The organism is Mycobacterium sp. ABE4_509 (assembly GCF_056160785.1).
On the sequence record NZ_JBSWXU010000127.1, the window covers coordinates 1 to 15079 of the forward strand.

Sequence of the window (15079 nt, forward strand, 5' to 3'; positions counted from 1 at the left end):
CACCGGGGCCGTGGTGATCGTCAACGCCTCCCCGTCGGGCTCCGATCCCGCCGCGCTGGCCGCGCTGGCCGAGCCGGCCGACGTGGTCGTGGTCAACGAGACCGAGGCCGCCGCATGGCGCAGCGCGGGCGGGGCCGCGGTGCCCCACCTGATCGTCACCCTCGGTGCGCGCGGCGCGCTGCACGAGGGCGAGGGCGGATCGTTCGAGGTGGCGGCCCCGGAGGTGGAGGCGGTCGACACCACCGGGGCCGGCGACGTGTTCGCCGGGGTGCTGGCGGCGTCGTGGCCGGATGGGCTGGAGACGGCGTTGCGGCGTGCCTGCGCGGCCGGAGCCCTGGCGACTCTGGTCCACGGAGCGGGCGACTGTGCGCCTTACAGTGAGGCTGTCGATGACGCCGTGACTGGAGGACCCCGCCGATGACGAACACCCCCCGCCCGCCCGAAGGCGACTGGCTCGGCACGCCGTATCTCGAGTTCACCCGGGAGGGACCGTTCGGGGTGTGCCGGCTGAATCGGCCGCAGGCCCGCAACGCGATGACCCCGGCGATGTACTTCGGCATCCGCTACGCGGTGCGCCACGTCGACGCCGACCCCGACCTGGCGGGGCTGCTCATCACCGGCACCGGTGACGTGTTCGCCCCGGGCGGCGACATGGGCGGTGGCGACGGATCGGACAACTGGCTGACGTTCGGCTCCGCGCTGGGGATGGACGTCACACCGTTCGAGACCCTGCGCCAATCGGTCAAGCCGGTGGTGTCGGCGGTCAACGGGCTGTGCCAGGGCGGCGGCATGCAGATCGCGCTGTGCAGCGACATGGCCGTGGTCAGCGATCGCGCCACCTTCCGGGTGCCCGAACTGCTGCGCGGCATCGCCGACACCTACTACAGCCAGATGCTGGCCAGGCTGATCGGGCCGGTGCGCACCCGCGACCTGATGTTCACCGGTCGCACGCTCTCGGCGGCCGAAGCTCAGGACTGGGGGCTGGTCGCGCGGGTCGTCGGCCACGACGAACTGCTCGACGCGGCCCGCGAGGTGCTCGGGCAGTGCGCCAGGACGGCGCCCGGCGCCCGCGGAGTGGTGAAGTCCAGCCTGGACAGCTATCTGGGGCTGTTCGACCGGATCGGCATGCAGGCCAGTTATTCGTCGGCCGAGGCGCTCGAGGGTTTCCGGTCGTTCAAGGAGCGCCGGTCCCCGGAGTGGGTGCACCCAGACCTGCGGGTCGACGGCCGGCTGTAGACGGCAACTCCGCAGGCCAACTGAGGACTTCCGGCCCTGCCGCCGGTTGCGGGCACGGCGCAGGGTGACGTCATGGAACACCTCAGCGCGCTTGACGCAAGCTTCCTCGAGGTGGAGGACGCCGATCCGCACATCAGCATGGCCGTCGGCGGGATCGCTGTGCTGACCGGACCCGCACCCGGCTTCGACGAGTTCACCGCGACGATCGGTGAACGCATCAAGGCCGAGCCGCGGTTGCACCAGGTCTTGCGCAGCCATACCTGGGACCTGTCTGCGCCGCACTGGGTGGAGGATCCGCATTTCGACATCGCCCGGCACGTGCACCGGGTTGCGCTGCCGCGCCCGGGCGACGACACCGCCCTGCACCTGCTGGCCGCCGACATCATGGGCCGCCGGCTGGACCGGGACCGCCCGTTGTGGGAGTCCTGGGTGATCGAGGGTCTGTCGCACAACCGCTGGGCGATCCTGACCAAGATCCACCACTGCATCGCCGACGGAATCTCGGCGTCGCGGATGCTGGCCCGCATGTTCGACGCCCCCGCCACCGCACTGCAACCGGTTGGCGTCCCGCCCACCGAACCGGACGAGCGGCGCCCGTCACTGAACCCGCTGCGCCTGCTGAACACCGCGTGGCGGACCTCCGTCGACGTCACCAATGTGGCCGTGCAGGCTGCGCACGGCGCCGTCGAGATCGCCGGCGGTCTGATCCGGCCGGCCGCGTCGTCGTTGAACGGGCCGGTCGGCGGGATGCGGCGGTTCTCCTGGGCCGAGGTCTCGATGGGTGACGTGGAGAAGATCTGCACCCGGTTCGGGGTGACGGTGAACGATGTCGCGCTGGCGGCCATCACCGACAGTTTCCGGTCGATGCTGCTCAACCGCGGCGATACCCCGAAGCGCACCTCGCTGCGCACCCTGGTGCCGGTGTCGGTGCGCGCAGCCGACGCCGAGCAACCCGACAACCGGGTCGCGGCGATGCTGCCGTATCTGCCGGTGGACCTGCCCAACCCGCTGCAGCAACTCGAGGCGGTGCACCGCAGGCTGACCACAGCCAAGAACAGTGGTCAGCGCGAGGCGTCGAGCATCTTCGTCGCCGCGGCCAACCTCATCCCGTTCGCGGTCAGCGCCTGGACGGTCAAGGCGTTCAGCCGGCTTCCGCAGCGCGGGGTCGTCACGCTCGCGACCAACGTCCCGGGTCCCCGGCATCGGCTGCAGGTGATGGGCCGGGAGGTGGTGCGGATGGCGCCGATACCACCGCTGGGTGCACAGTTGCGCACTGCGGTGGCGATCCTGAGCTACGCCGACCACCTGTCGTTCGGCATCCTGGCCGACTACGACCACGCCCCGGACGTGGACCAACTCGCCGACGGCATCACCCGCGCGGTCGCCCACCTCGCCGAGATGGGTGCGGCGCCGCACCGCTCCACCGCGCTGGGGACGCTGGCGCTGGTGGTCGGCTGAGGGTCATTCGGCCGGCACCGACCGCTCGATCTCGTCGAGCCAGGTGCGCGCCGACATGTCCGACGGCGCCCGCCAGTCGCCGCGCGGCGACAGCGCCCCACCCCCGGAAACCTTGGGCCCGTTGGGGATCGCGGACCGTTTGAACTGAGCGAACGAATAGAACCGTTTCACGAACACCTGTAGCCAGTGCCGGATTTCGGCCAGGCTGTAGGCGGGCCGCTCGTCCGGCGGGAATCCGGGCGGCCACGGTTCACGCGTGGCGTCACTCCAGGCGTGCCAGGCCAGGAACGCCACCCGCGACGGGCGGAACCCGTAGCGCAGCACGCAGAACAACGAGAAATCCTGCAGGGCGTACGGACCGATCTTGGCCTCGCTGCTCTGGATCTCCTCGTCTTCGCCGGCCGGGACGAGCTCGGGGGTGATCTCGGTGTCGAGCACCGACTGCAGCGCCACGTTGATCGGATCACCGGGTGGGCCGAACTGCTGCGCCGAGATGACCCAGCGGATCAGATGCTGGATCAGGGTCTTGGGTACACCGGAGTTGACGTTGTAGTGCGACATCTGGTCGCCCACCCCGTAGGTGGACCAGCCCAGCGCCACCTCGGAGAGGTCGCCGGTGCCCAGCACGATGCCGCCGCGCTGGTTGGCCAGCCGGAACAGGTAGTCGGTGCGCAACCCGGCCTGCACGTTCTCGAATGTGACGTCGTAGATCTGGTCACGGTCGCCCTCCCCCTGCGCGAACGGATGCCCCAGCTCGGAGAGCATCAGGCGCGCGGTGGGCCGGATGTCGATCTCGGTGAACGTCACGCCGAGGGCTTCGCTGAGCGCGACGGCGTTGGCCTTGGTGCGCTCGCCGGTGGCGAACCCGGGCAGCGTGAACGCCAGGATGTCGCTGCGGGGCCGCCCCAACCGGTCCATCGCCCTGGCCGCGACGATCAACGCGTGGGTGGAGTCCAGCCCGCCCGAGACTCCGATGACCAGTTTCGGGGAGCCCAGTGCCCGCAGCCGCTGCTCCAGCCCGGCCACCTGGATGTTGTAGCCCTCGTAGCAATCCTGTTCCAGCCGTGACGGATCCGAGGGAACGAACGGGAACCGCTCGACGACGCGGCGCAGTCCGATGTCGCCCGGCGGCGGGTCCAGCAGGAACTCCACCCGCCGGTAGTCCGCCCCGCTGATGCCGTGGTGCACCCGGTTGTCGTCGAAGGTGCCCATCCGCAGCCGCTCGGCGCGCAACAGTTCCAGGTCGACGTCGGCGAGCGAGCGGCGCGGCCCGTCGGGGAAGCGCTCCGAGGACGCCAGCAGGGCCCCGTTCTCCCAGATCATCGTCTGGCCGTCCCAGGCCAGGTCGGTGCTGGACTCGCCCTCGCCCGCCGCCGCGTACAGGTAGGCCGCCAGGCAGCGGGCCGAGGCCGAGCGGGCCAGCAGGGACCTGTCCTCGGCCCGGCCGATGGTGATGGGGCTGCCCGACAGGTTGGCCAGCACCGTCGCGCCGGCCAGCGCGGCCTGCGCGCTGGGCGGGACGGGCACGAACATGTCCTCGCAGATCTCGACGTGCAGGACGAACCCCGGAACGTCGGTGGCCGCGAACAGCAGGTCGGGCCCGAACGGCACGTCGGCGTCACCGATGCGCAGCACCCCGCGCACGTCGTCGCCGGCAGCCATCTGGCGCCGCTCGTAGAACTCCCGGTAGGTCGGCAGGTAGGACTTCGGCGCCACGCCGAGCACCCGGCCGCGGTGGATGACGACCGCGGTGTTGTAGATGCGGTGGCCGAACCGCAGCGGCGCGCCGACCACCAGGACCGGCATCATGCCCGCGGATCCGGCGACCACCTCGAGCAGCGCCTCGTGCACGGCCTCGAGCAGCGCGTCTTGCATGACGACGTCGTCGATCGAATAGCCCGACAGGGTGAGCTCCGGGAAGACGGCCACCGCCACGCTGTCGGCGTCGCAGTCGCGGGCCGTGGCCAGCACCGACTCGGCGTTGGCGGCAGGGTCGGCGAGCACCGTGTGCTGGGTACACGCGGCGACCCGGACGAAGCCCTGCGCATAGGCCGAGTAGAAGTCCATGCCTCATTGTGTCCTGTGGCGCCCGGCGCGCTGAGCGCAGGGACCCGCGAACGCGGTCCGGTGTTGGTCTGGCGTTCGCTCGACGGCATCGTGAGCGCTTCATGGATTTTCCCTGTCGCGCGCATCCTGAAAACGTGAACAAGGTTGCCACCCAACGCCCTTCGCGTCCTTTGCTAACGGATCTGACTGAGCTGATCGAGACCCTCCCAGCGTTCGCGGCGCTGCGACCGCTGTTCGAGGGCCGCACGATGCGGATCGAAGAAGAGCTCTACGAAGACGTCTACGAAATCCGCGCCGAACTGCCCGGGATCGACCCGGACGACGACATCGACGTCACGGTGCGCGACGGCAGGCTGACGATCACCGCGCAGCGGCCCGGCCCCGACGAGAACTGTGGCCGATCGGAGTTCCAGTACGGCTCGTTCAGCCGCACGCTGACCCTGCCCGACGGAGCTGATTCCGACGAGATCAACGCGACCTACGACCGCGGGATCCTGACCGTGTCGGTGCCGCTGTCCGACGAGCACCGGCTCGAACGGCACGTCGAGATCGTCGAGATCCTCGCCGTCGACGACGAGTACGACGATGACGACGACACTGATGATGACGACGACGACGTGGACACCGAAGCCGCGGGTCACGATCACAGCGGTCATGACGATGATCAGGCCTTCACCAACGGCGCTGAACAGCACGAACCCGCCTGATCAGCGCCATCGCCTACATTCGATGAGGTGGAGGCGCCCGAACTGGTCACCCTGCTGAGGGGTCGGCGAGTCGCCGTGCTCACCGGCGCGGGCATCTCGACCGACTCGGGGATTCCCGATTACCGGGGCCCGGACTCGCCGCCCAGCAACCCGATGACCATCCGGCAGTTCACCTCGGATGCGGCATTCCGGCAGCGCTACTGGGCGCGCAATCATCTGGGCTGGCGGCACATGGACCAGACCCGGCCCAACGCCGGGCACCGCGCCCTGGCCGCCCTCGAGCGCGCCGGCGTGGTCAGCGCGGTGATCACCCAGAACGTCGACCTGTTGCACACCAAGGCCGGCAGCGAAGCCGTGGTCGATCTGCACGGCAGCTACGCGCGGGTGATCTGTCTGGACTGTGGCCACACCATGTCGCGCGCGGCGCTGGCCGAACTCCTGGAGGCGGCCAACCCCGGTTTCGCCGCCGCGGCGGCCGCGCTGGGCGGCATCGCGGTGGCCCCGGACGCCGACGCGGTGGTCTCCGACACGGCCGACTTCCGGGTCATCGATTGCCCGGTGTGCGCCGGAATGCTCAAACCCGACATCGTTTATTTCGGCGAGAACGTGCCCAAAGACCGTGTCGAACAGGCGTATTCCCTGGTGGACGACGCCGACGCGCTGCTGGTGGCCGGTTCGTCGCTGACGGTGTATTCGGGTTACCGGTTCGTCCGCCATGCCGCGGCGACCGGTAAACCGGTGGCGATCGTCAACCGCGGGCGCACCCGCGGAGACGACCTGGCCGACGTCAAGATCGACAACGGCTGCTCGCCGATCCTGGCGCTGCTGTCCGACGAACTCGCGCCGCACCTCGAATTGCGGTGACCGATCCGCGCGTCCGGGTTTTGCGTTAACGCGCAGAGAACACCGGGACAACGTCGGACCGCCGAGCCGGGCCAGCTCGACAAAACATTTGCCCTTGATCCAAATGTTTTCCCGTATGCAACGAAATCGAAAACTGAGATTTACTAATCTGATGTTGCCAGTCCGACGACGGGCGCCTGATTCCCGGCGAGTGGAGCCGTCGGGGCGGGCTACCCCGCAGCGGCGACCTTGCCACGATACTTGCAGCTCAGGGTTACCCTAGTCGACTGAGGCTGGAGGTCTCGGAGCAGTCCCAAGCGAAATCTCAAGAAATGTTGGCGGTGTAAAAAAGCCGTGCTACGTTGTTCGCGTCACAGCATTTCGAACTGGTTCTCAGTATCACCGTCTGTTATTGAGAGCTGTTTGTTGATTTGCTGTGGTGCTCCTTCTCTGCTCACTTCCGGCTCGCTGAAGGCTGTTCGCGCGTTCAGCGGTCGGGCTGTCGTTGCGTCGAAATCGGGGAATGGCCATGTCTACTCAGCGCAGGCACACAGACAACTCACCGAACCCGTGGCGCCACAGTGGCACCGGCCTGGACTACGAGTCCTATGCGCGGTGGCTGCGGGTGGGCACGGTGGTTTTCGGTCTCGGCGCGGCGATCGCCACCGGAAGCGGGGTGGCCGCCGCATCGACCGACTCTGACTCCGCATCCGGATCATCGTCGAGTCAATCGGACTCGGGGACAACGAGCGAAGGCTCCGACTCCGGCGCCGGTGCCGAGCAGGACACCGACACCGCTACTTCCGAGTCCGCCGACGAGCCGGGCGACGCGGCAGGCGAGGATTCGGACGCAGACGTCGACGACGAGCTCGACAGCGACATCGACACCGACCTCGACACCGAAGCCGAACTCGACGAGGACCTGGACGAAGAGCTCGAAGATGACCTCGACAGCGGTGATGAGGTCGAGGAGACCGCTGACGTCGAGGCAGAGCCCGACGAGGAGCTGGACGAAGCGCTCGATGACGAGGCCGCCGCCGAGGAGGCGCCTAGCGGATCGACCGACAGCTCGGATCACGAAGACAGCACGCAGCCCGACACCGACGACTCCGACAGCGGGTATGCCGCCGCCGTGTCAGTCGCCGAGGAAGCAGACGAGTCAGCGCTGTCCGACATGGTCGAGGAGGCGGCACCGCCAGCACCGCCGGCGCCGCCCGCCCTGCCCGACGAGGACACAGCAGAGGTTGCGGTCGCGCCAACTTCGAGTTCGGCAGCGCCGGAAGACGGTCAGATCGTTTCTGTTTCGGAATCGGCTTCGTCGGTCGACAGCGCCCGGCAGCAGGAAGCGATCAACGCCAAGAGCATCGTCGACGACGTGCTGCACTGGGTCGGGCTGGGCCCGCTGGCCGCAGACCTTCCGATCGCGCCCACCCCGGTCCCGCTGCTGGTTCAGGCACTGTGGCAGCTGGTTCGAGATTCGCAGTACACATACAACAATCAGCGCCCGACCGTGGCGCCGACCGTCTCCGGTCCGGGACCCGACGGAACCATCACCGGAAACCTCAACGCCGTGGACTACGACGACACCAACCTGACCTACATCGTCGTCAGCGGGCCCGGACACGGCACCGTGGCAGTGGGTCCCGACGGACAGTTCACCTACACGCCCGACGCCGGCACCACCGCGACCACCGACACCTTCACCGTCACCGTGGACGACCAGGCCGGAAACCCGGCACACGTGCACGGACTGCTGGAGAGCAACGGCATCGTCGGCCCCCGCCAGGCCATCGTCACCGTGTCGCTGACCGGCGAGGACCTGCCCACCGAGGGCCGGCAGTCCGACGCGGTGAATCTCAACACCATCGTCACCGATGTCCTGCACTGGGTCGGGCTCGGCCGGCTGGCCCCCCGGCTGTCGATCGCCGAGACCCCGGTCCCGACCGTGGTCGAGTCCTTTTGGCAGCTGGTTCGCGAAGTCCAGTACCGCAACGAGAACCAGCGGCCCACCGCCGAGCCCATCATCTTCGGACAGGATGAGACCGGCACCGTCACCGGCAGCATCAACGCCGTGGACTACGACGACATCACGCTGTCGTACACCGTCATCGGGGCCCCGGACAACGGCACCGTCGCCATCGACGACAGCGGACGCTTCGTCTACACACCGACCACCCGGATGGCGGCCACCGGCGGGACCGACACCTTCGTCGTCGACATCGACGACAATGTCGGCACCCCGGTCAACCGGGCCGGGCTGCTGGATCGGTTGGGCCTCGCGCGCAACCGCCGTGTCGTGGTCGTCGTGCGCGTCGCACCCATCGGCCCCCAGCCGGTCGGCGGCGGATACACCACAGGTGCCCCCGACCCCGAGACCGGGACGGTCGAAGGCGCCATCGAGCTGGACAACGCCGGCACCGCGCCACTGGCCTACTCCGCCGACCCGGTGAGCAGCGCAGGCGGCACCGTCACGATCGACGAAGATGGTCGATTCACGTACACGCCGACCTCGGCGGCCCGGCATGCCGCCGCCGCCGATGACGCGACCCCCGACCAGCTCAGCGACACCTTCGAGGTCACCGCCGCCGACGAGTTCGGCGGCGTCACAACGGTGGTGGTCACCGTGGGCGTCGCCCCCGCCAACGCCGACCCTGACGTGCAAGCGACGATCACCAGCCGTGACGAGGAGGGCGCGATCACCGGGACCGTCGCAGGCGACGACCCCGACGGCGACCCCCTCACCTACAGCGCACCGGCCACCAGCACGCTCGGCGGAACCGTCACCGTCGACGCCGAGACCGGCGAATTCAGCTACACCCCGACAGCAGAGGCCCGGCACGACGCTGCAGCCGACGACGCCACCCCGGACCAGCTCACCGACACCTTCGAACTCGTCGCGACCGACGGCCACGGCGGCGTCAGCACGACAACGGTGACCGTCGCACTGGTGCCGGCCAACGGTGACTTGGGATTTCCCATGGTGAGCGTCAGCGCGCCCAACCCCGGCACCGGCTCGGTGCGCGGCGTGGTCTCGGTCGACGATCCAGACGGGGACACCCCGGTGTTCAGCGCACCGGCCACCACCGGCAACGGCGGGATCCTCACGGTCGACTCCGAAACCGGTGAGTTCATCTACACACCGTCCGAGCAGGTCCGCCACGAGGCGGCCGCCGACGACGCCACACCGGGCCAACTCGCCGACACCTTCACCATCACCGTCACCGACGGCCACGGCAGCACAGTGGTCGTGCCCGTCACCGTCCCGATCACTCCCGTCAACACCGCTCCCGTTGTCGACGACACACAGGTCAGCGACCCCAACCCCGACACCGGTGTGGTCACCGTGGCGCTCGATGCCGCCGACCCCGACCGCGACCCGCTCGTCTACAGCGCCGACCCCACCAGCGCCCTGGGCGGCACCGTCACCGCCGACCCCGAGACCGTCGGCGGCTTCGTCTACACGCCCGCCGAGGACGCCCGCCTCGCCGCAGCCGTCGGCGGACCGCGGCAAGACACCTTCGCCGTGACCGTTAACGACGGCCACGGCGGCACCACCTCGCTGACGGTCACCGTCGACATCGCGCCGCTGTACACCGTCCCGACCGTCGACGACATCTCCATCAGCAGTCCCGACCCCGATACCGGCACGGTGACCGTGGTGGTCGCGGCCAGCGACCCCGACGGCGGCGAACTCACCTATGACGCCGTCAGCACCAACGGTGGCACCATCACCGCCGACCCAGCGGTCGCCGGGGGCTTCACCTACACCCCCACCGATGCCGCCCGCCATGCCGCAGCAGCCGATGACGCCACCGCAGACCAGCTCACCGACACCCTCCAGATCATCGTCACCGACACCGACGGCAACACCACCACCGTCGCCGTCACCGTCGACATCGCGCCGGCCAATGTGGCACCCACCGCGACCTACACGGTGGACAGCTTCAACAACGGCGATTTCGAACTCGATTTCGAGGGCTGGACGATCATCGACTCGCAAGTGTGGTTGGACGGCACCCAGATGATCGCCGGCTGGCCCACTCCGGTCGACCCGACGAGTGCCCCGGACGGGGGTACCGAAACGGCCCCCGACCGCGCCATCTACCAGGTGTACATCGAGGACGGGCGAGTGGTACTGGATTCATTTCTGGGGGGCGTCCCGAACACCCCGGAGGGCAGCCGCATCGGCGGTGTGGTGCACGGCCCTGCCCTGGTTTCCGACGCCCCGGTACGCATCAACGCCGGCGCCACCATCCAGTTCGACTGGGAAGCCAGCGGCGGCGGCGACGCCTACGATGTGCTCGGCTACGTCCTCGATGTCGACACCGGCGCCACCAGCATCATCCTCGACGCCACCGGAGCGACGCCGGGCGCGACCCAGCCAGTCACGCAGGTCAACCACACGGTCACCGAGACCGGCAACTTCGTGTTCGTGTTCGTCGCCGGCAGCTGGGATGCCACCGCCGGTCACGCTGCAGGCGCGCGGCTCAGCGTTGACAACATCCGTGTTCTGAACAACAGCACCTCGGTCGACGGCGAGGTCGCCGGGCTCGTCAGCGGTCACGACGCCGACAACGACACCCTCACCTACACCGCTCCCACCACGACCGCGCTGGGTGGAACTGTCGTCATCGACTCGGCGACAGGCGAATTCACCTATACACCGACATCCGAGGCCCGACACGCCGCCGCCGGCGGCGGCCCGCAGGAAGACACGTTCGACGTGACCGTCGACGACGGGCACGGCGGTGTCATCACCGTGGCAGTGACCGCACCCATCGACCCCGCCAACGCCGCACCCGAGGCTGCTGTGACCGTCGGGGATCCCGACCCGGGTACCGGCACAGTCACCGGAACCCTCGCCGTCACCGACCCCGACGGGGACGGCGTCGCCGTGACCGTGCCGGACCCGGACGCTCGCGGCGCCGTCGTGTTCGACTACACCACAGGTGAATTCACATTCACCCCGACAGCCGCAGCCCGCCACGACGCGGCCGCCGAGGACGCCACTGCCGATGAGTTGACCGACACGTTCCACTTCACCGTGACCGACGGTCACGGCGGCACACTGACGGTGCCGATCACCGTCGACATCGTCCCGGCCAACGCCGGCCCGGCTGTCAGTGACGTGACCGCGGGCGTCCCCGACCCCGACACGGGGGTCGTCACCGTGTCGGTCGTGGCCAGTGATCCGGACAACGACAGCCTGACCTTCAGCGCCGATGCCCTCAGCGCCCTGGGCGGCATCATCACGACCGACACCCCGACGACCGGCGGCTTCGTCTACACCCCCACCGAGGTCGCGCGCCAGATCGCCACCACCGACCCCACCCAGCGCAGCGACACGTTCGATGTCACCGTCATCGACGGTCACGGCGGCTCCACCACCGTGAGCGTCACCGTGGACATCGCGCCGCTGGCGCCCAACGAACCACCCGCCATCACCGAGACCGTCATCGTCGAGCCCGATCCCGACACCGGCGTCGTCTCGGTGTCGGTGGTGGCCAGCGACCCCGACGGCGACGCCCTCTTCTACGACGCGGGCCCCACCAGCGCCAAGGGCGGCACGGTAACCGTCGACAACTCAACCGTCGGCGGCTTCATCTACACCCCCAGCGACGAGGCCCGCCACGCCGCGGCCGCCGACGGCGCCACCCCGGACCAACTCACCGACACCATCACGGTCACCGTGAGCGACGCCTACGGCAACACGACCACGACTCTCGTCACCGTCGACATCGAACCCGCCACCGCCGCACCCCAATCAGCCACCGTCACCCTCGGCGATCCCGACCCGAACACCGGCGAAGTCTCCGGCGCCATCACCGCCGTCGACCCCGACAACGACCCCCTGGTTTTCAGCGCACCCGCCACGACCACCTACGGCACTGTCACAATCGACCCTGCCACAGGCCTATTCACGTACACGCCCAATCAAGATGCCAGGCCCACCGATCCAACATTCGACGCTACGACGATCACATTGACCGACCCAGCGGCGGTCACTCAAGGCACATTCACAACAGCGGCATCCTCTCTGGGCAACGGCAGCATCAGCCAACTTGGTCAGAGCGGCTCCAACCCGTTCAACTACGTCGCAACCTTCTTCACGGCGGCCGACACCCAGACCTACAGGTTGGGTCAGACCAGCGCCCCGGCGGACACCGTGATGATCGTGTACGACGGCACATTCGACCCGTCCGCACCCGGGACGAACGTAATCGGATTCAATGACGACGGCTACCACCCAGATCTGACGCCGACCGGGTGCGGTGGGAGCACCAGCTTGTGCCCAAGCGTCAGCGTTGACCTGACGGCGGGTCAAACAGTGAGCGTCGTCATTTCGACCTACCGCAGTGGTGTCCCGCTCGGACTCCCGCAGAGCTTCTATTCGACCGGACCGGGCGCCTTCTCGGCGAGCCCGCTGCAAGACACCTTCGTGGTCACCGTCAGTGACGGTCATGGCGGCATCATCGAGGTCCCGGTGACCGTGGACATCGCACCGCTGAGCGACGAAGCTCAGGTCTGAGAAAGACCACCCGGCCCGGTCTACACCGCCACCAGGTCGTCGGCATGCACGGCGGGGCGGCGCATCTCGGCCGGCAGGTCCGAGGTGGACCGGCCGAGCATGGTGGCCAGCTCCCCGGCGTCGTAGGCGACCACACCGCGTCCCACCATGGTGGCGTCCTGGGCGCGCAGTTCGACCACGTCGCCGCCGTAGAACCGGCCCGAGAGCGCGGTGATGCCGGCGGGCAGCAGTGAACGGCGCTGCCGGACAACGGCGTTGACCGCGCCGTCGTCAAGTGTCAGCGCACCCGACGCCTCGGCGGCGTAGCGCACCCAGAACCGCCGTGCCGACATCCGCTCGGCGCGCGGGACGAACACGGTGCCGACCGACGCGTCGGACAGTGCTGCGGCCGCATCGGCCGCGGCGGCCAACAGCACCGGAACCCCGGCGTCGGCGGCCAGCAACGCCGAGGACAGCTTCGAGACCATCCCGCCGGTGCCGAGGTGGCTGCCCTGGCCTGCCGTGACGTCAGCCAGGTCGTCGGGTCCGGCGACCTCGGCAACGAAGCGTGCCGGATTGTCGGCGGGAGCCTTGCGTGGGTCGCCGTCGTAGAGCCCGTCGATGTCGGAGAGCAGGATCAGCGCATCGGCCCCGATCAGGTGGGCGACCAGCGCCGAGAGCCGGTCGTTGTCCCCGAAGCGGATCTCGTTGGTGGCGACCGTGTCGTTCTCGTTGACGATCGCCACCGCGTGCAACGCACGCAGCCGGGCCAGCGTGCGCTGGGCGTTGGTGTGCTGGGCCCGCATCGAGATGTCGTGGGCAGTCAGCAGCACCTGCCCGACGGTGCGCCGATAGTGCCCGAACGCCGCGCTCCACGAGTTCACCAGCGCCACCTGCCCGACGCTGGCCGCGGCCTGCTTGGTGGCCAGATCGGTGGGCCGCCTGGGCAACCCCAGCGGTTCGATGCCTGCGGCGATCGCGCCCGAGGACACGATCACCACGTCCGAGCCGGACTCGATGCGCGCTTCGATCGCATCCACGAGGTACTGCAGCCGGCTGACGTCGAACATGCCCGACGGGGTCGTCAGCGCGGTGGTGCCGATCTTGACGACCACCGAGCGTGCGGTGCGCACCGCTTCCCGGTGGACGGAGTTCGCCGAACCGGCCGGGTGAACGGAGTTCACTCCTGATCCTCGGGGCTCTCCCGGCGCGCCCGCCGCGCTGCTTTGCGCTCGTCGGCCGAGACCCGTTCGGTCTGTTCCAGCCGGGTATCGGTGCCGCGGCCCGACATCGTGACGTCCACCCCGGCCGGAGTCTGCGGCTCCCAGTCGAACGTCATGTCGCCGATCGTCACCGCACAGCCCGGCCGGGCGCCGAGTTTGAGCAACTCGTCCTCGACGCCTAGTCGGGCCAGCCGGTCGCCGAGGTATCCGACGGCCTCGTCGTTGTCGAAGTTGGTCTGGGCGACCCACCGCTGCGGGCGCACACCGCGCACCACGAATCCGCCTTCGCCGTCGGCTTCGACGCTGAACCCGCTCTCGTCGACGGGCACCGGCCGGATCACCGGCCGGCGCGGGACGACCGCGGGTTGGGCGGCGCGGTAGGCATCGACCATCTCCCACAGCGCGAACGTCAGTGGGCGCAAGCCTTCCCGGGTGACGGTCGACACCTCGTAGATGGGCCAGCCGAACTTCGCGGCGATGTCGTCGCGGACGAATTCGGCGAGCTCGCGCGCCTCGGGGACGTCGATCTTGTTGAGCACCACAGCCCGCGGACGCTCGGCGAGGTCACCGAGCGTCGAGTCGCCCTGCAGTGTCGGCGTGTAGGCCGCGATTTCGGCTTCCAGCGCCTCGATGTCGGAGATCGGGTCGCGACCGGGTTCCATCGTCGCGCAGTCGATGACATGGACCAGCACCGCGCACCGTTCGATGTGGCGCAGGAAGTCCAGGCCCAATCCACGCCCCTCGGAGGCGCCCGGAATGAGACCGGGGACGTCGGCGACGGTGAACGTCTGCTCGCCCGCCGACACCACACCCAGGTTGGGTGCCAGCGTGGTGAACGGGTAGTCCGCGATCTTGGGTTTGGCCGCTGAGATCGTCGACACCAGCGAGGACTTGCCGGCGGACGGGAAACCGACCAGCCCGACGTCGGCGACGGTCTTCAGTTCCAGGGTGAGGTCGCGGACGTCGCCCTTCTCCCCGAGCAGCGCGAAGCCCGGGGCCTTGCGCGCCCGCGAGGCCAGCGCCGCGTTGCCCATGCC

The 15079-nt window shown here is 69.0% G+C and carries 8 protein-coding genes and 1 pseudogene; 6 read left to right on the forward strand and 3 right to left on the reverse strand.

Annotated elements, in window-relative coordinates:
* The 3 genes from ACXAID_RS21795 to ACXAID_RS21805 all read left to right on the forward strand — a co-directional run.
* Positions 1–421: PfkB family carbohydrate kinase (locus ACXAID_RS21795; protein ID WP_475024279.1), on the forward strand; the 421-nt coding region annotated here is incomplete at its 5' end.
* Positions 418–1236, forward strand: coding sequence for an enoyl-CoA hydratase/isomerase family protein (locus ACXAID_RS21800; RefSeq protein WP_475024280.1), 819 nt, complete (start codon positions 418–420; stop codon positions 1234–1236). The genes ACXAID_RS21795 and ACXAID_RS21800, both read left to right, overlap by 4 nt.
* Positions 1237–1308: 72 nt before the next feature.
* Complete coding sequence (locus ACXAID_RS21805) at positions 1309–2694, forward strand: WS/DGAT/MGAT family O-acyltransferase (RefSeq protein ID WP_475024281.1); 1386 nt, start codon at positions 1309–1311, stop codon at positions 2692–2694.
* 3 nt (positions 2695–2697) lie between these two features.
* Here ACXAID_RS21805 and ACXAID_RS21810 read toward each other — a convergent pair whose 3' ends face one another.
* Positions 2698–4761 (reverse strand): NAD(+) synthase, encoded by a 2064-nt coding sequence (locus ACXAID_RS21810; protein ID WP_475024282.1) that lies wholly within the window; start codon positions 4759–4761, stop codon positions 2698–2700.
* 101 nt (positions 4762–4862) lie between these two features.
* On the opposite strand from ACXAID_RS21810, the pseudogene ACXAID_RS21815 reads away from it, so the two are divergent.
* The 3 genes and pseudogenes from ACXAID_RS21815 to ACXAID_RS21825 all read left to right on the forward strand — a co-directional run.
* A pseudogene (locus tag ACXAID_RS21815) lies at positions 4863–5312 on the forward strand (Hsp20 family protein); the annotation flags it as partial.
* A gap of 183 nt (positions 5313–5495) precedes the next feature.
* On the forward strand, positions 5496–6332 hold the full coding sequence (locus ACXAID_RS21820; RefSeq protein ID WP_475024283.1) for an NAD-dependent protein deacetylase: 837 nt from the start codon (positions 5496–5498) through the stop codon (positions 6330–6332).
* 508 nt (positions 6333–6840) lie between these two features.
* Positions 6841–12840 carry a beta strand repeat-containing protein gene (locus tag ACXAID_RS21825; RefSeq protein WP_475024284.1) on the forward strand — a complete coding sequence of 2000 codons (6000 nt, stop codon included), beginning with the start codon at positions 6841–6843 and terminating at the stop codon, positions 12838–12840.
* Between the two features lie 20 nt (positions 12841–12860).
* Here ACXAID_RS21825 and proB read toward each other — a convergent pair whose 3' ends face one another.
* Both proB and obgE read right to left on the reverse strand, forming a co-directional pair.
* A complete protein-coding gene (proB, locus tag ACXAID_RS21830; RefSeq protein ID WP_475024285.1) occupies positions 12861–14003 on the reverse strand; it encodes a glutamate 5-kinase in 1143 nt (380 codons plus the stop codon).
* Positions 14000–15079: GTPase ObgE (gene obgE / locus ACXAID_RS21835; protein ID WP_475024286.1), on the reverse strand; the 1080-nt coding region annotated here is incomplete at its 5' end. The genes obgE and proB, both read right to left, overlap by 4 nt.

Excerpts from the sequence above, each read along its gene's own strand:
- ACXAID_RS21800 (WP_475024280.1), top strand. The coding sequence starts at position 418 with ATGACGAACACCCCCCGCCCGCCCGAAGGCGACTGGCTCGGCACGCCG.
- ACXAID_RS21805 (WP_475024281.1), top strand. The coding sequence starts at position 1,309 with ATGGAACACCTCAGCGCGCTTGACGCAAGCTTCCTCGAGGTGGAGGAC.
- ACXAID_RS21810 (WP_475024282.1), bottom strand. The coding sequence starts at position 4,761 with ATGGACTTCTACTCGGCCTATGCGCAGGGCTTCGTCCGGGTCGCCGCG.
- ACXAID_RS21825 (WP_475024284.1), top strand. The coding sequence starts at position 6,841 with ATGTCTACTCAGCGCAGGCACACAGACAACTCACCGAACCCGTGGCGC.